This window comes from Streptomyces sp. NPDC005485, assembly GCF_040606085.1.
Classification (GTDB): domain Bacteria; phylum Actinomycetota; class Actinomycetes; order Streptomycetales; family Streptomycetaceae; genus Streptomyces.
Genome location: NZ_JBEXDZ010000129.1, coordinates 1 through 20580 on the forward strand (window position 1 = coordinate 1; position 20580 = coordinate 20580).

General features: G+C 70.9%; 17 protein-coding genes and 1 riboswitch. Of the genes, 3 read left to right on the forward strand and 14 right to left on the reverse strand.

Features of this window, described 5'->3' with window-relative positions; translation table 11 throughout:
* Window positions 1–139: 139 nt before the first annotated feature.
* A complete protein-coding gene (locus tag ABZS97_RS32670; RefSeq protein WP_356143626.1) occupies window positions 140–1432 on the reverse strand; it encodes a cyclopropane-fatty-acyl-phospholipid synthase family protein in 1293 nt (430 codons plus the stop codon).
* Between the two features lie 221 nt (window positions 1433–1653).
* Window positions 1654–3060: an NAD(P)/FAD-dependent oxidoreductase gene (locus tag ABZS97_RS32675; RefSeq protein WP_356143628.1), complete on the reverse strand. Its 1407-nt coding sequence runs from the start codon at window positions 3058–3060 to the stop codon at window positions 1654–1656.
* Between the two features lie 564 nt (window positions 3061–3624).
* Between ABZS97_RS32675 and ABZS97_RS32680 the strand changes: the two genes are divergently transcribed.
* The gene (locus ABZS97_RS32680) at window positions 3625–4314 is read left to right on the forward strand and encodes a poly-gamma-glutamate hydrolase family protein (protein WP_356143630.1); all 690 of its coding nucleotides are present in this window, start codon (window positions 3625–3627) and stop codon (window positions 4312–4314) included.
* On the opposite strand, the gene ABZS97_RS32685 is transcribed toward ABZS97_RS32680, so the two are convergent.
* From ABZS97_RS32685 to ABZS97_RS32715, 7 genes are all read right to left on the reverse strand, one after another.
* Window positions 4257–5243 carry a Ppx/GppA phosphatase family protein gene (locus tag ABZS97_RS32685; protein ID WP_356143632.1) on the reverse strand — a complete coding sequence of 329 codons (987 nt, stop codon included), beginning with the start codon at window positions 5241–5243 and terminating at the stop codon, window positions 4257–4259. The two genes, ABZS97_RS32680 and ABZS97_RS32685, sit on opposite strands and share 58 nt — an antisense overlap.
* Window positions 5240–5770 (reverse strand): DUF501 domain-containing protein, encoded by a 531-nt coding sequence (locus ABZS97_RS32690; protein ID WP_356143633.1) that lies wholly within the window; start codon window positions 5768–5770, stop codon window positions 5240–5242. Before ABZS97_RS32690 ends, ABZS97_RS32685 begins: the two co-directional genes overlap by 4 nt.
* A 108-nt stretch (window positions 5771–5878) precedes the next feature.
* Window positions 5879–6355 (reverse strand): septum formation initiator family protein, encoded by a 477-nt coding sequence (locus ABZS97_RS32695; protein ID WP_356143635.1) that lies wholly within the window; start codon window positions 6353–6355, stop codon window positions 5879–5881.
* Between the two features lie 104 nt (window positions 6356–6459).
* Window positions 6460–7740 carry a phosphopyruvate hydratase gene (eno, locus tag ABZS97_RS32700; protein WP_356143637.1) on the reverse strand — a complete coding sequence of 427 codons (1281 nt, stop codon included), beginning with the start codon at window positions 7738–7740 and terminating at the stop codon, window positions 6460–6462.
* Window positions 7741–8049: 309 nt separating this feature from the next.
* Window positions 8050–8754, reverse strand: a complete 705-nt coding sequence (locus tag ABZS97_RS32705; RefSeq protein ID WP_356143639.1) for a transglycosylase family protein — start codon at window positions 8752–8754, stop codon at window positions 8050–8052.
* Between the two features lie 3 nt (window positions 8755–8757).
* Window positions 8758–8923, reverse strand: a riboswitch (cyclic di-AMP (ydaO/yuaA leader).
* A gap of 229 nt (window positions 8924–9152) precedes the next feature.
* Window positions 9153–10214 carry a transglycosylase family protein gene (locus tag ABZS97_RS32710; protein WP_356143641.1) on the reverse strand — a complete coding sequence of 354 codons (1062 nt, stop codon included), beginning with the start codon at window positions 10212–10214 and terminating at the stop codon, window positions 9153–9155.
* 185 nt (window positions 10215–10399) lie between these two features.
* The gene (locus ABZS97_RS32715; RefSeq protein ID WP_356143663.1) at window positions 10400–11719 is read right to left on the reverse strand and encodes a cytochrome P450; all 1320 of its coding nucleotides are present in this window, start codon (window positions 11717–11719) and stop codon (window positions 10400–10402) included.
* A gap of 213 nt (window positions 11720–11932) precedes the next feature.
* On the opposite strand from ABZS97_RS32715, the gene ABZS97_RS32720 reads away from it, so the two are divergent.
* Window positions 11933–13144, forward strand: coding sequence for a globin domain-containing protein (locus ABZS97_RS32720; protein ID WP_356143643.1), 1212 nt, complete (start codon window positions 11933–11935; stop codon window positions 13142–13144).
* 111 nt (window positions 13145–13255) lie between these two features.
* On the opposite strand, the gene ABZS97_RS32725 is transcribed toward ABZS97_RS32720, so the two are convergent.
* The 5 genes from ABZS97_RS32725 to ABZS97_RS32745 form a co-directional block, all read right to left on the reverse strand.
* The gene (locus ABZS97_RS32725; RefSeq protein ID WP_356143645.1) at window positions 13256–14299 is read right to left on the reverse strand and encodes a nucleoside triphosphate pyrophosphohydrolase; all 1044 of its coding nucleotides are present in this window, start codon (window positions 14297–14299) and stop codon (window positions 13256–13258) included.
* A gap of 151 nt (window positions 14300–14450) precedes the next feature.
* On the reverse strand, window positions 14451–15107 hold the full coding sequence (locus ABZS97_RS32730; protein WP_356143647.1) for a SurA N-terminal domain-containing protein: 657 nt from the start codon (window positions 15105–15107) through the stop codon (window positions 14451–14453).
* 183 nt (window positions 15108–15290) lie between these two features.
* Window positions 15291–16772, reverse strand: coding sequence for a serine/threonine-protein kinase (locus ABZS97_RS32735; RefSeq protein ID WP_356143665.1), 1482 nt, complete (start codon window positions 16770–16772; stop codon window positions 15291–15293).
* 38 nt (window positions 16773–16810) lie between these two features.
* Window positions 16811–17437, reverse strand: a complete 627-nt coding sequence (locus ABZS97_RS32740) for a hypothetical protein (protein WP_356143649.1) — start codon at window positions 17435–17437, stop codon at window positions 16811–16813.
* A 160-nt stretch (window positions 17438–17597) separates the two neighbouring features.
* Window positions 17598–19670, reverse strand: a complete 2073-nt coding sequence (locus ABZS97_RS32745) for an N-6 DNA methylase (RefSeq protein ID WP_356143651.1) — start codon at window positions 19668–19670, stop codon at window positions 17598–17600.
* A 152-nt stretch (window positions 19671–19822) separates the two neighbouring features.
* On the opposite strand from ABZS97_RS32745, the gene ABZS97_RS32750 reads away from it, so the two are divergent.
* Window positions 19823–20545, forward strand: a complete 723-nt coding sequence (locus ABZS97_RS32750; protein ID WP_356143653.1) for a hypothetical protein — start codon at window positions 19823–19825, stop codon at window positions 20543–20545.
* Window positions 20546–20580: the final 35 nt, after the last annotated feature.

A 20580-nucleotide genomic window follows, 5' to 3' on the forward strand; every position in this document is an offset into this window, starting at 1 on the left:
GTGGGGCGGGGGGGGGGGCCGCCCGGCGAGAACTGGCCGCCGGCGAACAAGGCGCTTTTGGCGCGGGCGTGTGGGGCCCCCGTACCACCGGCACCGGGGCCCCTTCCCGTGTGCGCCGGCCGGTCGGCCGCTCGGCCCGTCAGTTCCAGCTGCGGGCCCGCAGCGGCATCCCGGAGGTGCCGGACGGCTCGGGTGCCCTGACCGCCAGGACCTGGTTGACGCCGAGGCGGTTGCGTTCGAAGGCGAGGGCGCTGGCCGCCATGTAGAGGCGCCAGACGCGGGCGCGGCCGGGGCTGGTGAGCCGTACGGCGCGCGGCCACTGCGCCTCCAGGTTGGCGACCCACTGGCGCAGCGTGAGGGCGTAGTGCTCGCGCAGGGCCTCGACGTCGCGCACCTCGAAGCCGGCGCGTTCGAGCTGGGTCACCGTGGTGCCGACGGGCGCGAGTTCACCGTCCGGGAAGACGTAGGCGTCGATGAACTCGTCGATGGCGTACGTCGATTCGTCGCGCTGCGGGCGCCGCGCGATCTGGTGGTTCAGCAGCCGTCCGCCGGGCTTGAGCAGCCGGCCCAGCACCTCGGCGTACTCCAAGTAGCGCTCGGCTCCGACGTGTTCGGCCATGCCGATGGAGGAGATCGCGTCGTAGGGGCCGTCGGTGACGTCCCGGTAGTCCTGCACGCGGATCTCGACCCGGTCGGTGAGTCCCTCGTCCGCCACCTGCTTACGGGCGTACGCGGCCTGCTCCTGAGAGAGGGTGACCCCCACGACGCTCACACCGTGTTCGCGGGCGGCGCGCACGGCCAGGGAACCCCAGCCGCAGCCGACGTCGAGCAGCCGCTGACCGGGCGTCAGGGCGAGCTTGCGGCAGACGAGTTCGAGCTTGTCGCGCTGGGCGTCCTGCAGGGTGCCGTCCGGCGCGGACCAGTACGCGCAGGAGTACACCATGGAGGGTCCGAGGACGAGCTCGTAGAAGTCGTTGCCCACGTCGTAGTGGTGGCTGATGGCGCGCTGGTCGCTGCGCTTGGTGTGCAGGTGACGGCGTCTGCGCACCTCCTCCCGGGGCGGCGAGGGCGGCAGCGGCGGCCCCGCCATCAGCAGCAGTCCGCGGGCGGCGGAGCGCACCTGGGGGTCGCGCAGCGCCTCCACCAGGCCCCGGGCGTCCTCGCCCCGCTCCCACACCAGCTCCGACACCAGGTCGAGTGCGGCGTACAGGTCGCCCTCCACTGCGAGGTCCCCGGCCACCCAGGCTCGTGCGAGTCCCAACTCGCCCGGCTTCCACAGCAGCCGGCGCAGGGCGCGCCGATTGCGTACGACGAAGGTGGGGGCGCCGGGCGGGCCTGCTTCCGAGCCGTCCCAGGCACGGATGCGCACCGGGAGCGGAACCCCCAGCAACTGTTCGAAATGGCTGTTCAGCCGCGATGCGGCGTCCTGCATGGCCTACCTCCGAGATGACGTTCCCGAACGCTCCGACACCACGTAAACACCCCCGTGCCCTTTGTGCAGTCCGCCTACCGCGTTACGAGTGAGCAAAATGGGTGTACTGGCCATGTTCTATCGGGTGCGGGCCGGGAACGCCGAAGGGGCCGCCCGCACCACGGATGGCGGGCGGCCCCTTCGGGGCGTTCGGTGACCTCAGGCGGTCAGACCGCAGGAGGTCAGGAGGCCTTGGCCTTCTCCTCGGCCTTCTTCTCCTCGGCCTTCGGCGCGGCGGCGGCGACCGGCGCGGGCGCCGGCTTCGCGGCCTCGTAGAACTCCTCGCGGGGAGTCTCCATGGCGCCGAGGGAGACGACCTCGCGCTTGAGGAACATCGCGAGCGTCCAGTCCGCGAAGACGCGGATCTTCCGGTTCCAGGTCGGCATCGCCATGCCGTGGTAGCCACGGTGCATGTACCAGGCGAGACGGCCCTTGAGCTTGATCTTCATCTTGCCCATGACGATCATCGCGACGCCCTTGTGGAGGCCGAGGCCCGCCACCGCACCCTTGTTGGCGTGCGCGTACTCCTTCTGCGGGAAGCCCCGCATACCGGAGATCACGTTGTCGCCGAGGACCTTGGCCTGGCGCAGCGCGTGCTGGGCGTTCGGCGGGCACCAGGCGTTCTCCACGCCGGCCTTGCGGGCGGCCATGTCCGGAACCTGGGCGTTGTCGCCCGCGGCCCAGATGTAGTCGGTGCCCTGCACCTGGAGGGTGGTCCGGGTGTCCACGTGGCCGCGCGGGCCGAGCGGCAGGCCGAAGCGCGAGAGGACGGGGTTCGGCTTGACGCCGGCCGTCCACACGATGGTGTTGGAGTCGACCTCGAGGCCGTTCTTCAGCACCACGTGACCGTCGACGCAGGAGTCCATGGAGGTGGAGAGGTAGATCTCGACCCCGCGCGACTCCAGGTGCTCCTTGCCGTACGTGCCGAGCTTGGGACCGACCTCGGGGAGGATCTTGTCCGCGGCGTCGACGAGGACGAAGCGCATGTCCTCGCGGGACACGCTGGTGTAGTACTTGGCCGCGTCGCGGGCCATGTCCTCCACCTCGCCGATGGTCTCGGCGCCCGCGAAGCCGCCGCCGACGAAGACGAAGGTCAACGCCTTGCGGCGGACTTCCTCGTCGGTCGTCGAGTCGGCCTTGTCGAGCTGCTCAAGAACGTGGTTGCGCAGGCCGATGGCCTCCTCGATGCCCTTCATGCCGATGCCCTGCTCGGCGAGGCCGGGGATCGGGAAGGTGCGGGAGACCGCGCCCATCGCGATGACGAGGTAGTCGAAAGGCAGCTCGTACGCCTCGCCCACGAGGGGGGCGATCGTGGCGACCTTGCGGTCCTGGTCGATGGTGGTGACCCGGCCGGTGAGGACTTCGGCCTTCGGCAGAACGCGTCGCAGCGGGACGACGACGTGCCGAGGCGAAATGCTGCCGGCGGCGGCTTCGGGGAGGAAGGGCTGGTAGGTCATGTACGACCGGGGGTCGACGACCGTGACGGTCGCCTCTCCGTAGCGCATCTTCTTGAGAATGCGCCGAGCTGCGTACAGGCCTACGTACCCACCGCCTACTACGAGGATCCTGGGACGCTCCGTGGTGCTCATGCCATCGAGTATCCACCCGCTCCTGGGGGGTCGCTCGTGCGCCCCTTCACAAGCATGGGTGGGGTCTCTGCTACACTGCGCGGCTCGCGTGACGCAGGTCATGCCGGCACGGGGGAACCACCGCCCGGTTCGGACCGTTGTCAACACCGCGTGAGCAGCCACTGAAGACCTTCGGACCGGCCGAACCAGTCTCCCGTTCGCCCCTCCGGAAACGCTCGCGTACCACTCCGCCGAGCATGCTCCCGGGCCCCCTGAGCACCCCGGAAGGGCCACCAGGGCCAAATCCGCCCCCCACAGGGCCCATTCTCTTGTGAAGAACTTCACGAAGTTTTCCGACGGGGCCTCACGGAGGGCGTTTCCAAGACCCCGCAGACGCGCTCATACGTTATCCGACCTGCTCAGCAGAGGCTACTGATCAGTAGCAAAGGAGACCGGGACCACTGCCCCAGCCCGCTCCGCGAGACACACCTCGGCCGACACAGGCGAGGCGTGGAGAATCACCGGCGGCAGCGTAACCACCGACGGCAGCGTCGCATCGGTCCACAACGTGAAGGAGGTGTGTGCGTGGCCGACCTGTACGCCTCCTACACCGATCTCGCCGCCCGCGAGGTCGAGGGCGTCGACTACCTGCGTCGCCGCGTTCCGGTGGCGGGTTCGGCGTGGGCCAGCATCGCCATCCACGGCGGCGGCATCGAACCGGGCTCCGGGGAGGTCGCCCGCGCGGTCGGCGCCGGGCTCATGACGCACTACGAATTCACCGCCATCAGGTCCACCGGCAACAGCGACCTGCACGTGACCTCGACCAACTTCGACGAACCCGTCTGCCAAGGCGTCATCGCGTCGTCGCTGGGCTGCCTGTCCTTCCACGGCTTCACCGGCACCACCGGCGTGCCCGAGACCGCCCTCGGCGGCCTCGACACCGCAACCGCCGACCGTGTCCGCACCGCCCTGCGACAGGCCGGCTTCCACGTCACCGACGCGGCCCGGAAGATCAACGGCAGCAGCCCGGCGAACATCGCCAACCGCACCACGATCGGCGCCGGCGTCCAACTGGAGCTGTCCACCTCGCTGCGCGCGTCCTTCTTCCCCGACGGCGACCTGACCCGCGCGATGCGGGACACCGGAAGACGCACGGCGACGTTCGACCGGTACGTCGCCGCCGTGCGCTCCGTGTTCGAGGACCGCGCCCTCGTCTCTCAGGACAGCCCTGGCTCGCGGGGACTGCCCGCTTCGATCTCTTCCGCCACCTTGTAGGCGATGCCGTCGAGGATGTCGTGCTCGCTCACCACGACCTCGCTCGCGCCGATCCGCTCCATGATCGACAGCAGTACCAGGGCGCCCGCCGCGATGACGTCCACACGGCCCGGGTGCATCGAGGGGATCGCGGCGCGCTCGGCGTGCGTGGAGGACAGCAGCCACTCGGTGATCGCGCGGACCCGGTCGTAGGGGATCCGGGAGTGGTGGATGGCGACGGGGTCGTACGCGGGGAGTTCCTGCGCGATCGAGGACACCGTCGTCACCGAACCCGCGAGGCCGACCAGCGTGTGCGCCTCGCGCAGCGGCACGGCCTGCTCGGCGAGGTCCAGCGCGGCCTCGATGTCGGCCCGGATCGCCCCGATCTGCGCGGGCGACGGCGGATCGCTCACCGTGCCGTCGTGCACGAGGTGCCGCTCGGTCATCCGTACGCACCCGATGTCCACGGAGCGCGCCCCGCGCACATGGTCGTCGCCCACGACGAACTCCGTCGAGCCGCCCCCGATGTCCACGACCAGGTACGGCTTCGCCAGGTCGTCGCGGCCCGTCAGCTCCTTGGTCGCGCCGGTGAAGGAGAACTCCGCCTCCTGGTCACCGCTGATCACCTCGGGCTCGACGCCCAGGATGTCCAGGACCCCGCGCACGAACTCGTCGCGGTTCTCGGCGTCCCGCGAGGCCGACGTCGCGACGAAACGCAGCCGCTCGGCCCCGTGCTCCTTGATGACCGCCGCGTACTCCCGGCAGGCCGCGAACGTCCGCTCCAGCGCCTCCGGCGCCAGCCTGCCCGTACGGTCCACACCCTGGCCGAGCCGGACGATGGTCATCCGCCGGTCCAGGTCGACGAGTTCGCCGCTGACCGGGTCCACGTCGGCGACGAGGAGCCGGATGGAGTTCGTACCGCAGTCGATGGCGGCGACACGGCTGCTCACTCGGTGTCCTCGCTCGCCGTCGTCACGCACGCACCCTTGCGCCACCACTCCGGCAGCATCGCGATCGCCTCGTCCCCGAGCGGGTTGACGCCGGGGCCCGCCGCCAGCGAGTGCCCGACCAGCACGTGCAGGCACTTCACCCGGTCCGGCATGCCGCCCGCGCTGGGGAAGCCCTCCAGCACCTCGATGGAGTCGCGCCGCGCGATGTAGTCCTCGTGCGCGGCCCGGTACGCCGCCGCCAGCTCGGGATCCGTCGCCAGCCGCTCGGTCATCTCCTTCATGACCCCGTTGGCCTCCAGCGTCCCGATCGCGGAGGCGGCCCGCGGGCACGTCAGGTAGTACGTCGTCGGGAACGGCGTGCCGTCCGGCAGCCGGGGCGCCGTCTCGACGACGTCCGGCTGACCGCAGGGGCAGCGGTGCGCGATCGCGCGCAGCCCGCGCGGCGGACGGCCGAGCTGCTGCTTGAAGGCCTCGACGTCCGCGTCGGTGGGCTCGGTGCGCGGGGTGGTCGGCGGAGGCGTTTGCATACCTGTTCTTTCCTACTGGTCCTGCGTGCTGATCGGTCTTGCGTACTGAGTCGGTCCTACGTGCTCATCCGGTCCTACGTGCGCAACTGGTCCTGCCTGCTCAGCGGTTCACCGGTCGGCGGCGTCGGACTTGTCCACGCCGTCCCAGACGTTCGAGTACCAGGGGCGGTCGGCCGCCCCCTTCTCCGCGCGGGACTGCTTCGCCGCGTCCGGGTCGATCACGATGTAACCGGTCTCGCCCGGCATGACGTAGTGCAGCCGCTGCCGGATCTGCTGCTCCGCGTACGCGTCGTCCTGCCAGCGCGCCTTGAGGTCGCGCAGCTGCTCGACCCGCTGCCGGGCCTGCTGCTGCTCCCGCTGCTGGTCGGCGATCTCGGCGCGCTGGGAGACGTACTGCCTTATCGGGTACGCGAGCGCGACGATCAGGGTGCACAGGACGAGGGCGAGGAGCGCGGCCCGGCCCGTCAGCCGGGAGCGGCGGGCCTGGCGCTTGGTCTGGGAGCGGTAGACACGGGCCGCCGTCTGCTCGCCGAGCACCCGCAGCCTGGTCGCGGTGGAGAACCGGTCCCGGTCCTTCACGGCCATCGTCCCGCCTCCCGTTCGTCCCGTTTCACACGCGCGTACGTCCCCGCACACGGTACGGGACCGAGTACGGGGACGTACGTACGACGCTTCCTACGAGGCTACGGTCAGCCCTTGAAGCGGGGGAAGGCGCTGCGGCCGGCGTACACCGCGGCGTCGTCGAGGATCTCCTCGATGCGCAGCAGCTGGTTGTACTTGGCGACGCGGTCCGAGCGGGCCGGGGCGCCGGTCTTGATCTGGCCGCAGTTCACCGCGACGGCGAGGTCGGCGATGGTGACGTCCTCGGTCTCGCCGGAGCGGTGGGACATCATGCACTTGAAGCCGTTGCGCTGGGCCATCTCGACGGCGTCCAGGGTCTCGGTCAGCGAACCGATCTGGTTGACCTTGACGAGCAGGGCGTTGGCGGAGCCCTCCTCGATGCCGCGGGCGAGGCGCTCCGGGTTGGTGACGAAGAGGTCGTCGCCGACGATCTGGACCTTGTCACCGATCTTCGCGGTGATGGTGTTCCAGCCGGCCCAGTCGTCCTCGTACAGCGGGTCCTCGATGGAGACCAGCGGGTACGCGGAGACGAGCTCCTCGTAGTACTCGGTCATCTCGGCGGCCGAGCGGGACTTGCCCTCGAACTCGTACTTGCCGTCCTTGTAGAACTCGGACGCGGCGACGTCGAGCGCGAGCGCGATCTGCTCGCCCGGGACGTAACCGGCCTGCTTGATGGCCTCGACGATGAGGTCGAGCGCGGCGCGGTTGGACTCCAGGTTCGGGGCGAAGCCGCCCTCGTCGCCCAGTCCGGTCGACAGACCCTTGGTCTTCAGGACCTTCTTGAGGGTGTGGTAGACCTCGGCGCCCCAGCGCAGGGCCTCGGAGAAGGACTCCGCGCCGATCGGGGCGATCATGAACTCCTGGATGTCCACGTTCGAGTCGGCGTGCGAGCCGCCGTTCAGGATGTTCATCATCGGAACGGGCAGCAGGTGCGCGTTCGGGCCGCCCAGGTAGCGGAAGAGGGGGAGGTCGCTGGCCTCGGAGGCGGCGTGGGCGACGGCGAGGGAGACGCCGAGGATGGCGTTGGCGCCGAGCGAGCCCTTGTTGTCGGTGGCGTCCAGGTCGAACATCGCCTGGTCGATCAGGCGCTGCTCGGTGGCGTCGTAGCCGACGAGCTCCGGGCCGATCTGCTCGATGACCGCGAGGACGGCCTTCTCGACACCCTTGCCCTGGTAGCGGTTCGGGTCACCGTCGCGGAGCTCGATGGCCTCGAAGGCACCCGTGGAGGCGCCGGACGGGACGGCCGCACGGCCGGTGCTGCCGTCGTCGAGGCCGACCTCGACCTCGACGGTGGGGTTGCCTCGCGAGTCGAGGATTTCCCGGGCTACGACGACGTCGATGGACGGCACGAGCATCTCCTTCTGGGATGTGACGCGGGTACACAGGACTTCGGCAGTCCCGCGAGATGAGCCTAACCGGCCCAGGGCGATCGGCCAGCCGGTCGACCACTCCTTGAGCAGAACTCAGGGTAAACATTGTTCCAGAACGGAACAAAAAAGGAATGAAGAGGGCGAGGAGAGCCGCGAAGCGGGCCAAGAAAAAAACCCCGCTCCAGTGCGTACGGGGGAACACGCACCGGAGCGGGGAGCCCGTGGGGACGGGGGGTGCCCCTCACGTGGCCTCCACTATGAAGGCCACGCATGGGAGGAGGCTGTGGTTCAGCTGAGGTGAAGCTGCTGACCGGGGTAGATGAAGTCGGCGTCGTCGATGATGTCCTGGTTCAGCTTGAACAGCTTCTGCCAGCCACCCTTGACGTGCTTCTTCTCGGCGATCGAGCTGAGGCTGTCGCCCTTCTTCACCTTGTACTCGCCGTCACCCTTCTTGACCTTCTTGCCGGTCGGGGTCTGGACGGTCTTCTTGGCGGCGGGGCGCTCCTGCGAGCGGGAGGCGTGCTGCTCGCTCGTCGTGGTGCTCTGCTGCTGCGGCTGGGTGGTGCTCTGCGAGCTGGAGCCGGAGCCCGTGTCCGACGAGGTGGAACCGCCGCCGGTCGACGCACCCGACAGGCCCACGCCACAGCTCGGCCAGGCGCCCTTGCCCTGCGAGGCGAGAACCTTCTCGGCGACCGCTATCTGCTCGGACTTGGAGGCCTGGTCGGCGGAGGAGGCGTACGCGGTGCCGCCGTACGCGGCCCACGTGGACGAGGAGAACTGGAGGCCGCCGTAGTAACCGTTGCCGGTGTTGATCGACCAGTTGCCGCCGGACTCGCACGAGGCGACGGCGTCCCACTCGGAGGCGGTGGCGGCGGAGGCGGTGCCGGAGGCCATCAGCGGAGCGGCGATGGCGACGCCGGTGACACCGGCGAGCGTGGCGACACGGGTGGCCTTGGACGGGCGGCGGTGCTTGCCCTTGCTGGAAAACAGCATGAGAGATCCCCTCACCGACGCCTGCGAGGTGAGCTGTCGGGTTCGGGCCGGTTGAGTTGCCCGGCCGCGCACCACTGGTGCGCGGCTTCACCCCAAGCCGGTCCGGCAACGATCACCGGGTCCGGCACTTACCTGGGTCCCCCGCTCCTGCCTACGGCGCTTGACGCGACGACTGTTCCCGTACGGCCGTTGGCAGGATTCGGCGTTGCGACCGTCGGTGCCCGCTGTGGCGAGCGGTCACGACCGTAGACATGCGATCGCCGGAATTTCAAAGACGATCAGGGCTACTGAGACTCATGTCTCACTCTCACCAAACCGGACATTCCATCTCGAACCATGACCTGAACTACCGCTGGATTTAGCCCGATTCGCCAGATGACGGCCAGTTGGTCGGCTACCTACCGGGCGGCTTCGACACTGTCCAGCTCAAGCTTCTGACCGGGGAGGATGAGGTCCGGGTCGGCGCCGAGCGCCTGCTCGTTCGCGGAGTACAAACCGGACCATCCGCCCTTCAGGTCAAGGGAGTCGGCGATGGACCAGAGACTGTCCCCGCTGCGGACGACGTACGAGCCGTCCGTCGCGCCGCGTGCGGCGCCGGAGCCGCGTGAGGCGTGACGGCCGGAGGTGTCGTCACCGCGGCTGTCGGAGGCGCCGTCGGCCGCACCCTCGCCGGTGCTCCCCTCGGCCTCTTCGCCGGCGCTGTCGCCGCGGTGGCGCCCGGAGCCGGATTCGGAGGTCGCGGTCCCGGAGGAGCCGTCCGAAGAGTCGCCGTTCTGGCCGGACTTGTCCGACTCGTCGCTCTTTGTCGACCCTGTGGTCGCACTGTCGGAATCCTGTGAGTCGCCGGAGTCGCCGTCGGACGTGTCGGCCTTGGTCGAGTTCCGGGTCTCGCCCGAGGAGGCGTCGGACGACGTGTCGGACGAGGAGTCGGAGAGGCCCGAGGAGTCGGTGCCGGAATCGGATGAACCAGACGAATCCGAAGTATCCGAGGAATCAGACGAACCTGAGGAACTCGACGAGCTGGACGAACCGGAGGAGTCGGACGAGTCCCCGGCCACGCCCGTGTCGACGTCGATCGAGCCCGAGTTCTTGCTGAGCCCGGAGAGCGGGCCACAGGTGGGCCAGGCGACGAGCCCCTGGTCGTCGAGGACCTTCTCGGCCACGGCTATCTGCTGCGAACGGCTGGCCTGGTCGGCGGTCGGCGCGTAGGTGAGGCCGCCGTACTTCTGCCAGTTCTCCTGGGTCAGCTGTAGTCCGCCGTAGTACCCGTTGCCGTCGTTGGCGCTCCAGGACCCGCCGCTCTCGCATTCTGCGACCCGATCCCATGTGGTCCCGTCGGCCGCGTGCGCACCGGTGGCACCGAGCAACGGGATGGCGATCGCCGATCCGGTCACTCCTGCCGCGACGATGAGAGCCGGAGCCTGACGGGGTCGACGGTGACGGCCGTTCCCGGAGAGCATGCGGAAGCCTTTCGCGTGACAGCAGATAACTACCGCGGCTGGTGGGCCGCGTTGACGAGTGAACGTATCCGCACTCGAACGCTTGTCACAAGTCGATGCAGCGTAGATCACGTGAAGATCACAGAGTTGAGGGAGTGTCAGGTTTACCTGCCCCTGGAGTGCACATATGCGCGCGCCAGGGGGCACTACCGGCCCGGGGTGAACTCCACGGGGAGCGTGCGCAGTCCACGCATGATGAGTCCGCCGCGCCAGCGCAAATCGGCCGAATCCCCCGCGAGTTGCAGGTCGGGAAGGCGGGTGAGAAGCGTCGCGAGAGCGGTCTGGCCTTCCAGGCGGGCGAGCGGAGCGCCGAGGCAGTAGTGGATGCCGTGCCCGTATCCGAGGTGCTGGTTGTCGCGGCGGGTGAGGTCGAGGGTGTCCGGCCGGTCGAACCGCTCGGGATCGCGGTCGGCAGCCGCGAGGACGACGAGGACGGGGTCGCCCGGCGCGATGTGCTGCCCGCCGAGGACGACGGGCTCCGTGGCGAACCGCCAGGTCGCGAGTTCGACAGGGCCGTCGTAGCGGAGGAGTTCCTCGACCCCGGTCTCCAGCAGCCCGGTCTCACCGGCGGCGACGGACTGCTGCAGGGCGGCCCGCTGCTCGGGGTGGGTGAGCAGGGCGTACATGCCGTTGCCGATGAGGTTGACGGTGGTCTCGAACCCGGCGAACAGAAGGATGAAGGCCATCGCGGCCGCCTCGTTCTCGGTGAGGTGCTCACCGTGGTCGGAGGCGCGGATGAGGCCGGAGATCAGGTCCTCGCCGGGGGTGGGATGCTCGGGAAGGGCCTGGCGCTTTCGGTGGATGAGCTCGGCGAGATAGCCGCGCATCTTCTTCACGGACCGGGCGACCCCGCCCCGCGGTCCGCCGCCGTGCCGGATCATCATGCCCGCCCAGTCCCGGAAGTCGTCCTGGTCCTCGCGGGGAACGCCGAGCAGGTCGCAGATGGCGTAGATCGGGAGCGGGAACGCGAAGTCGTGGATGAGGTCGGCGGACCCCTTCTCCGCGAACCGGTCGATGAGATGGTCGGTCAGCTCCTGCACGCGCGGCGCGAACTCGGCGACGCGGCGGGGCGTGAACGCCTTGCTGACCAACCGCCTCAGCCGTGTGTGGTCCGGCGGATCGATGTTCAGCAGATGCGTCATCAGCTCGGCCTTGCGCTCCCCGGGGATACCGGTCTTCCCCTTGGCGTGCGCGGGCTCGTCGTGGTGTGCGGGGTTCTTGCTGAGCCGAGCGTCGGCGAGGGCCTGCCTGGCATCGGCGTACCGGGTGACCAGCCAGGCCTCGACCCCGCTGGGCAGCCGGGTCCGATGCACGGGCGCGTGCTCGCGCAGCCATGCGTACGCCGGGTAGGGGTCGGTGGCGAACTCCCAGGTGAAGAGCTCCGGGGCGGGGCTCGTGGAGGCGCTGTTCGAGTCGCTCGGGGAGGCGTCCGCGGGAGCGTCGGGGGTGTTCGCGGAGGCGTTCACGGGGGTGTTCGCAGGGGTGTTCGCGGGGGCGGGCTGGTCGGTCACTCCCCGACGGTATCCGCCATCGCGCGGAACCCTGCCCCGCCCCTGGAGTGTCTCCGCCCTGCTCCTCTCGGTCCCGCCTGGCCCCGCTCCCCGCACACTTCACCCCAGGCTGTCCGCAAATCGCCTATTCGTTGACTCCGTGGCGCGAAGGATCCCTACTGTCGCGCCGTGGACCCCGAGATACTCAGATCCAGCTTCGCGGTCGTCGAGAGACGGGCCGAGTTCGCGGTCAAGTACTTCTACTCGCACCTGTTCCGGCACAACCCGGACGTGCGCGGGCTGTTCCCACTGGACTTCCCCGAGGACATGGAGCGGCAGCGGGACCGCTTGTTCGCGGCTCTCACGCATGTGGTGGAGCGGCTGGAGGATCCGGAACTTCCGGGCTACTTAAGGGACTTGGGGCGCGACCACCGCAAGTACCTCGTGGAACCCGACCACTACGCGGCCGTGGGGGCCAGTCTCATCGCCGCGTTCGCCACCGTCTCGGGGTCGGCGTGGAACGCGGAGGCGGAGAAGAGCTGGGGCGAGGCGTACGGGGCGATCACGAACATCATGCTTCAGGGAGCATGGGAGGCGGAGCACGACGGCGAACCACCCTGGTGGGACGCCGAGGTCGTGTCACACGTCCGGCACGGCGACGACCTCGTCGTACTGACCCTGCGGCCCCAAAGGCGGCTCACCTACTCCCCCGGCCAGTACGTCAGCGTCAACACCCCCCATCTGCCGGGCATCTGGCGCCCCTACTCCCTGGCCAACGCGCCCCGCCCCGACCACACCGTCGACCTGCACATCAGCCGCGTCGAGAACGGTGTTCTCTCCACCGCCCTGGTCCGGCGCACCCGGGAGGGCGACGTCCTGCGGCTCGGCGCGCCCGGCGGAGCGCTGACCCTGCGCACGCCCGTGGACCGGCCCCTCACGCTCATCGCCGCGGGCACGGGCTGGGCACCCGTCAAGGCGCTCCTGGAGCAGCTCGACGCCACGCACGAGGCCCGGCTCTTCCTCGTCGCCCGCGACACCTCGTACCTCTACGACCGCTCCGCCGTCGAACGCTTACAGGCCCGGCTCCCCCGGCTGGCCGTCACCTTCATCACCCCCGCGCCCGGCCGCCCCAAGGCCCAGGCGACGGAACGGCTGTTGACCGCGCTGGGCAACCGGGCCGGCTGGGCACGACACGACGTCTATCTGGCGGGTCCGCCCGACCTCGTGGAGGAGATCGGCGAGGCGCTGCCCGTGCTGGGCACACCGGCCGAGCGGATCTTCCATGACGTCCTGCCGCCCACCGGACAAGGCGGCACGCGACCGCTGGGCTCGGCCGAGTGGCTGCTCAACCGGCCGCAGCCGACCTGGCACAACCCGTCGGGTCGCGCCCCGAAGGCGTAGCTTCTCCCCCGAATCCCGGGCCCCCGATCGGAGTGGTCGCGCCCCAGCCGTCGCCCCCGAGGAACCCCGGCGCCGACCCCAGGCGCAGAACCCCAGGCACCCGACCCCAGGTCAGCCCTCCGTCGCGCGGATCGCGTCCCGGTACACCCGCGCAGCCGCCCGCAGCGCCGCCTCCGGGTCCACGCCCTCCGCCTCGGCGCGCGCGGCCAGGGCGAGCAGTTCGTAGCCGACGCCCTCGCCCTGCGGCAGCGGCACGTCGAGTCCCGCCGTGCGGGCGCGGGACGACAGCTTCGCCGCCAGGGCGAGGCCCGGCTGACCGAGCGGGACCCCTTCCGTGACGGACGTCCGCTGCTTCTCGACGGCCTTCGTGCGCAGCCAGTGCTCCTTGACCTCCTCGGGGGTCGTGGCCGTCTCGTCGCCGAAGACATGCGGGTGGCGGTGGATGAGCTTGGTGACGATGCCGCCCGCCACGTCGTCGATGGAGAAGGGTTCGGCACCGTCCTCCGGGCGGCCCTCCTCCGCTATGCGCGCGTGGAAGATCACCTGGAGCAGTACGTCGCCGAGCTCCTCGCGCAGTTCGTCGCGGTCGCCCTCCTCGATCGCCTCGACGAGTTCGTACGCCTCCTCGATGCCGTACTTGGCCAGGCCCTTGTGGGTCTGCTGGGACGACCAGGGGCACTCGACGCGGATGCGGTCCATGACCTGGACGAGGTCGAGGAGGCGGGCGCCCGGAAGGTCGTAGGAGGCGGGGAGCAGCTCCAGGTCCGGCATCTGTATGCGGCCGGAGCCGGCGAGGCGGGCGAGGCCGTCGGTCAGGCGCGGCTCGCCCTCGCCGGTGGCGACGACGACCACGGTGCGGCCGCCGGCGCAGGCCCCGAGCAGCTCCTCGGCGGCGGGGGACGTCTCGTCGACGGTGATGCCCGCCTCGCGCAGATACGGCAGCTGCGGATGGGCGCCGTCCGCGCACAGGACGCGGTCGGCGCTGTGCAGGGCCTGCCAGGCGGCCCAGGAGAGCAGTCCGGGCGCGACACGGTGGCTGGTGGTGAGCAGGACGATGCGGCCGGGAGCGGTGGCGTCGGGTGCGGTCCCGTGCGCTCCCGCGCCGTCGACGTCGTCTCCGCCGTCGGCTGCGCCTTCGAGGCTGGTTGCGTTCACCCCTCGAACGTAACCCACACCGCCGACAGCCCCGCCGGTTGTCCACAGGCCGCCCGGCCGGGCCGTACTGCCGCGGCCCGGGCGCTTCGTCCACGGTATCGCCGCGCGGGTCGGCCGAACCGTTTATCCACAGCCCTCGGCGGCCGGGCGGCTACGCCGTCTGCTGGGGCGCCGCCGACACCTCGCGCAGCCACGGCGTACTGGCGTCGACGCGGCTGCTCTTCTGGACGTCCCAGGCTCCGTAGCGCGGATTGAGGTCGACGTTCAGCTTCTTGGAGGCGGCGGACATCGCCTTCCAGAAGGCGGCCTTGCCCTCGTTGGTGTTCATGTCGACGCCGAGTGCGGCGGCCAGCTTCTGGGCCTCGATCTCGGTGCGGAGGCTTTCGTCGAGGCGGCTCGGGGCCACGCCGTACTGCTGCAGCCAGGCCGTCTGCAGTGCCTTCGCGCCGCCGGCCTGCTGCTCCAGCGCCGAGCGCATCTGCTGGGTGTCCTTGCGGGTGACGCTCACGTTCGCGTCCTTGGCCGCGCGGTCCAGGACGCGGTCGAGGACCATGCCGTGCAGGGTGTCGCGGGTGAGGCTGCCGGTCTTGGCGATGGCCTGCTCGTACTGGGCGTCGTCCTTGGTGGCGGCCCGCTGCGCCGCGCGCACCTCGTTCACCCGGCTCTCCAACTGCGCGACCGTGATCCGCTGCCCGCCGACCACGGCCGCGGCGCCGGGGTGCGCCTCGCTTCCGCAGGCGGTGAGCAGGGGGGCCGCCGCGACGATCGCGGCGGAGAGGACGAGCGCGGTGCGACGGCGGCGGTGCAAGGAAGCCTCCCGAGGAGATTGTGCGACGGTGCACAAAGTCTTGCGGTGATCGATGTTAGGCAGTGGCCCAGCTCTCGGCCACCCCCTCGCCGACTACTTCGTGCAGGAGATGTCCCAGAACCAACGATTCACGGCGACTTCGGGCACCGTCGCGCCATCGCGGAAACGGATCGCCACCCGCCGCTAGCCGCGCACCTGCCCGAGCCACTGCAGCGTTCGCCGGATCTCCGCCGCCATGGGGTGTCCCGGGCCGCGCAGCCGTTCCACGTCGTGCAGCAGGCGGGCCAGGGTGTCGTGGGCGGCGCCGCGGTCGCCGAGGGCGAGGAGCAAGTGGCCGATGCGGCGGCGGACTTCGAGGGAGAGCTCGGGGTCGCCCGCGACGTACTGGTTCTCGTAGTACGGCAGCAGGGCGCGGTATTCGGCCAGGGCGGCCGCGGGTTCGCCGAGCTGTTCGAGGCACTGTGCGGCCTCGTAGCGGAAGCGCAGCGACTGCGGGTCGGCCTGGCCGGCCTCGGCAGCGCGTTCGTCGGCGAGCCGGCGCAGTTCGGGCAGCGCGCGCCGGAACTGGCCGTCGTCCATGAGGGTGGCCGCGTACTGCTTGCGCAGGGTGCGTACGACGGGCGAGTGCTCGCCGTGCTCGGCGGCGGCGGCCGGGAGGATCGAGCCGAGGATGTCGACGGCCTGCGTGATGCGACCCTCGCCCAGCAGCCGCTTGACCTCGTCGACGGCGCCCGCGACGTCGGCCTTCTCGACGGCGGGGGCGGCCTGCGGCTGGGGCGCGGGAGTGCGCGCGCGGTCCGGCCAGGGAGCGTGCGGGCGCAGGAAGGGGCGCGTGGGATCGAGAGGAGCGCTGCCGGGCATACCGCGCGCGGGCAGCAGCGGGAGCAGTTCCTCGTACGTCTCCTGCGCGGAGGCCGGCCGGTGCTGCGGGTCCTTGGAGAGCAGGCGCAGGACGAGCGCCTCCAGGGCCGGCGGGACCTCGGGGCGCAGCCTGCGGACCGGGAGCGGCGGCTCGTAGAGATGGCGGTGCAGCACACCGAGGGCGGTGGATCCGCTGAACGGCACGTCCCCGCTGAGGAGTTCGTGCAGCAGCACACCCAGTGCGTACAGGTCGGTGTACGGGCCGACCGCGCCGCCCATCGCCTGCTCGGGTGCCATGTAGGCGGGGCTGCCGATGGGTGAGCCGGTGTGGGTGAGGCGGGTGGTGTCGGTGTCCATGACGGATGCCACGCCGAGGTCCAGGACGGTGACCGTGCCGTCCTGCTTGACCATGACGTTGCGGGGCTTCAGGTCGCGGTGCACGATCGGCACGGCGTGCACGGCGCTGAGGACGGCGCACAGTTGCGCGGCGACCGCGACGGCCCACTGCCAGGGGTACGGGTCGTGTTCGGCGAGGTGGTCGGAGAGGTCGGCCCCGTCGACGTACTGCATGACGAGGAACAGCTCTTCGCCCGCGCTGCCCGCGTCGTGGACCGTGACCAGGCCCGGGTGGTCGACCTGGGCGGTGACGCGGCACTCGCGCACGAAGCGGCGGCGCAGTTCGTCGGCCTCCTGGCCCGCGACCTTGTCGGGGCGCAGCAGCTTGACCGCGACCCGCCGGTCGAGGCGATCGTCGTAGGCCGTCCAGACCTGGCCCATGCCGCCCTGTCCGATGAGCGTGGACAGTTCGTAGCGGCCGGCGATGGTGCGTCCCGCCGCCACGGTCACCTGCCGCCCTCGTGCTGCCCGTCGTGGTGCCCGTCCTGCTTGCGCAGGTAGTCACTGAGCTCGTCGAGTTCGGCGCGCACCTGGTCGATCCGGGCGGGTGCCGGGCGCTGCGGGGGCGGCTGCGGTACCGGCGTGTGGGGCATGGGCGTCTGCGCCGCCTGCGGCATCGGGGCGAGCGGGGTCATCGGGTGCTGCGGCGCGGTCGTCGCGGTGTAGGGCGACGGGGACGGCTGGGGCGCCGGGTATCCGTACGCGGGCTGCGGGGCGTAGGCCGGGAAGCGGAGCTGGTGGAAGTGGCGTATCTCCGCCGCGAGGTAGTACGAGATCGCGGCGACGAGGGTGCCGAAGAGGAGGGCGAGGCCGAGCCAGCCGCCCGTCGTGTGGATCTCGTCGCCGGGCTCGGTGCCCATCAGGACGAGGCTGAGGACGTCGGCCGCGATCGCGGCCACCAGCAGCCCCCAGTCCAGCGACTTGCGCGTCACGATGGCCAGCCGCAGGATCATGATCCAGGCGAGCAGGCCGAGGGTGAACACCGAGATCACCACGAGGAGCACGCGCACGAAGACCAGCCACCCGGTCGCGGGCGGCTGCTTCACCGGCTGTGCGTAGCCGTGGCCGTGCATGGCTGCTCCTGTGCCTGAAGTGGGCGTACGGGGACGGTCCGGCGCCGCGGGAATCCGATTCCGCAGCGTGTCGGATCGAGCGTATAGGCCGACAAGGACAACCGGTCCCGGGTTGTACCGAACCGTTGTCGGCCTGATCACTTCACGTGTCGCCGCAGCCTCAGTCGGGCGCGACCGTCCCGTCCGTGAGGCCGTCGTACATGCCGCGTACGAGCTGCTCGCCGAGGCGGCCCGCGCGCCGGAGCGCGTCCTCGAACTCGGCGAGCGCGCGGAAGCGTTCGCCGTAGCGGCGCTGCTGGTCGAGGGGGAGCCGGGGCACCTGGAGGCGGCGCACGTCGAGCCGGGTGGCGGTGGACGCGTAGCTGCTGGCCTGGCGGTTGTTGGCGGTGCCGCGCAGGAAGCCGGCGAGGAACCAGGGGTCGAGCGCCGTGGGATCGGGGCGCAGGACGGTGAGGTTGCGCCCCAGGGCGGCGCCCGCTGTCGCGTCGTCGACCACGCGCGCGATGGAGCCGCCGCCGATGACGGGGACGACGACGTCGCCCGCCTCGACCAGTACGGGTTCCTCGTCCCCTTCGGGGAGGGTGCCGGAGGGGGCGGTTCCGGCCAGCACGTCGTGGTCGGTGAGCACGGGCACGCGCGCGGGTGCCCCGTTTCCGCCCGTACGCATCACCAGGGCGCCTGCGCGCGCGAGTTCGCCGACGGTGATGAGCGGCCGGCGCGAGGAGGGCCCCTCGTCCGCGGCCACGGGGGTGAGGTCGGCGGTCAGGCGGAGGGTCTGCCCGAAGTGTTCGCGTACGGCCGCGAGCTGTCCGGTGCCGCCGCCCGGCGCGGGGGGCGGCAGATGACGGGCGGGGGCGAGGTCGACGTCGTCGTCGAGGAGTTCGATGACGGGTACCGAGCGGCTGAGCCCGGGCCGCTCCTTCGCCGTGCCGGTGTGCTCGAACGGCCGCCAGGCGTCCAGGACCGCGCTTCGTACGGCCCCCCAGTCGAGCCCGCCCCTGCCGTCGGCGGCCAGCGCGCCGGTGTCGGCGAGCAGCAACTCGGGCTGCACCGGGGGTTTGTCGGGCCTGCGCAGCACCCACAGGTGCAGCGGGATGTTGTACGGGGGCGCCGCGCCGACCGGCAGGGCGATCACGGCACGCAGGGCGCCGCGGCGCAGCAGGTCGGCGCGGATACGGCGGCCGGAGCGGCGGGAGGCGGCGGCGGGCGGCATGAGGAGGACGGCGGTGCCGCCGTCCTTGAGGCGGGCCAGCGCGTGCTGGACCCAGGCCAGTTCGGACTCGGTGCGGGCCGGGAAGCCGTACTCCCAGCGGGCGTCGTAGGCCAGTTCGTCGTGCCCCCAGTTGCGTTCGTTGAACGGCGGGTGGCACAGGACGGCGTCTGCACGCAGCGGCTGGTAGGCGTCCTCGCGCAGAGTGTCGCGGGCGGCGGTGCGGACGGCTGCCTTGGTGTGCAGTGCGAGCCGCAGGCCGGCGAGCGCGGCGAGTTCGGGGGCGCTGTCCTGGCCGTAGAGCTCCTGGTCGGGCCGGGGCGCGAGGGCGCGCAGCAGGGCGCCCGTGCCGCATGCCGGGTCGAGCGCCGTGCGCGCCGGTCCCGCGAGGTCGGCCATGAGCGCGGCGAGGTCGCCCGGGGTGAGTGTGTACTGGCGCGGGTTGGCGTCGAGGTGCCGTCCGAGCAGGAACTCGTACGTCTGCCGGGCGCCGAGCCCTGCGGCGAGCTCGGCCGCGCCGCGCAGCAGGGGGGCCGAGGGCAGGAGCTCCGGGCCGGTCGGGGTGTTCACAGCGCGGTCGCGGGTCACCGCGCCGAACCGGGGCGCGATCACCTGGTCGAGGGCGGCCGGCAGCAGGGCGGCGAGGCGTTCGTCGGAGCCCGCGCTCAGCTCCAGCCACACGGTGGGGCGGTCGTGGATGAGCAGCAGGGCGCAGCCGGCGTGCACCAGGGCGGGGACCGGGCCCTCGGGGTGTCCGGCGAGCTGTTGCCAGACGCGTTCACGCAACGGGACCTCGCCGAGTTTGCCCTGGTCGCGCAGCCATTCCTCGACGTCCGTGAGGGCGAAGGAGGGGCTGGTCTCGGTGCCGCCGACGGGCTTGGGGAAGTCGGCGTGGCGGCGGCGCCAGTTGCTGACGGCCGCGCGGCCGACCCCGGCGAGCCGCGCGATACCGGCGGCGGTCACCTCTGTCCCGTTGTCCTGCACCGCCCGGCTCCCCTCGTTCTGGTGTGTGGCGTCGAGCATACCGGCGCACGCAAGATCTATCGCTTCACAGCCGTGTACACACTCAAGCCTGTGAATCGTGTTGACTCGGTTCACAGACTCTGCTCTTATTGACCCATCGGATGAGCGGCCGCCGAGAAGAGGCGGTCGCCACCCTTGGGGAGGGGATTGTCATGGGTATGAAGGGCAAGATCGCGCTGGGGGCCGTCGTGGGTGTCGTCGTCATCGGGGCGGTGTCGGCGAACGCGGGCGGCAACAGCGACAACGGCTCCGACAGGACCGGCAAGGGCTCCACCGCCTCCGCCGGGCGCGAGTCCGGGAAGAAGGCCGACGCCCGGGGCAGCGGCAAGGGCGCCGAAGCGAGCAAGGCCGCCAAAGCGGGCAGGACCGGGAAGAAGGTCGCGTTCGCGGGGGACGGCGACTTCCAGGTCGGCTCGGACGTCAAGCCCGGCACCTACCGGAGCAGCGGCAACACCGATGACATGTGCTACTGGGAGCGCTCCAAGGACGCCTCGGGCGAACCGGATTCGATCATCTCCAACGACAACGTCAGCGGCACCAGCTACGTGACGATCAAGGCGAGCGACAAGCTCTTCAAGTCCAGCGGCTGCAAGGACTGGGAAGCCGTCGCCGCGAAGCCGTCCGGCACACCCGCTTCCACCGTCAAGGGCGACGGCGGTATGCACAGAGTGGGCGTCGACATCGCGCCCGGCACCTACAGGTCCACCGGCAACAAGGACGACTCCTGCTACTGGGAGCGCACCAAGGACGCCTCGCACTCGGTGGAGTCGATCGCCGCGAACAACAACGTGACGGGTACGGCCGTCGTCACCGTCAGCGCCGGTGACGCCTACTTCAAGACCGTGGGCTGCCAGGACTGGAAGAAGACGGGCTGACACCGGCCCCTCGCCTCGCCTCGCCTCACCGCCGC

Excerpts from the sequence above, each read along its gene's own strand:
- ABZS97_RS32670 (WP_356143626.1), bottom strand. The coding sequence starts at position 1,432 with ATGCAGGACGCCGCATCGCGGCTGAACAGCCATTTCGAACAGTTGCTG.
- ABZS97_RS32675 (WP_356143628.1), bottom strand. The coding sequence starts at position 3,060 with ATGAGCACCACGGAGCGTCCCAGGATCCTCGTAGTAGGCGGTGGGTAC.
- ABZS97_RS32690 (WP_356143633.1), bottom strand. The coding sequence starts at position 5,770 with ATGCAAACGCCTCCGCCGACCACCCCGCGCACCGAGCCCACCGACGCG.
- ABZS97_RS32695 (WP_356143635.1), bottom strand. The coding sequence starts at position 6,355 with ATGGCCGTGAAGGACCGGGACCGGTTCTCCACCGCGACCAGGCTGCGG.
- ABZS97_RS32705 (WP_356143639.1), bottom strand. The coding sequence starts at position 8,754 with ATGCTGTTTTCCAGCAAGGGCAAGCACCGCCGCCCGTCCAAGGCCACC.
- ABZS97_RS32710 (WP_356143641.1), bottom strand. The coding sequence starts at position 10,214 with ATGCTCTCCGGGAACGGCCGTCACCGTCGACCCCGTCAGGCTCCGGCT.
- ABZS97_RS32740 (WP_356143649.1), bottom strand. The coding sequence starts at position 17,437 with ATGCACGGCCACGGCTACGCACAGCCGGTGAAGCAGCCGCCCGCGACC.
- ABZS97_RS32745 (WP_356143651.1), bottom strand. The coding sequence starts at position 19,670 with ATGCTCGACGCCACACACCAGAACGAGGGGAGCCGGGCGGTGCAGGAC.
- ABZS97_RS32750 (WP_356143653.1), top strand. The coding sequence starts at position 19,823 with ATGGGTATGAAGGGCAAGATCGCGCTGGGGGCCGTCGTGGGTGTCGTC.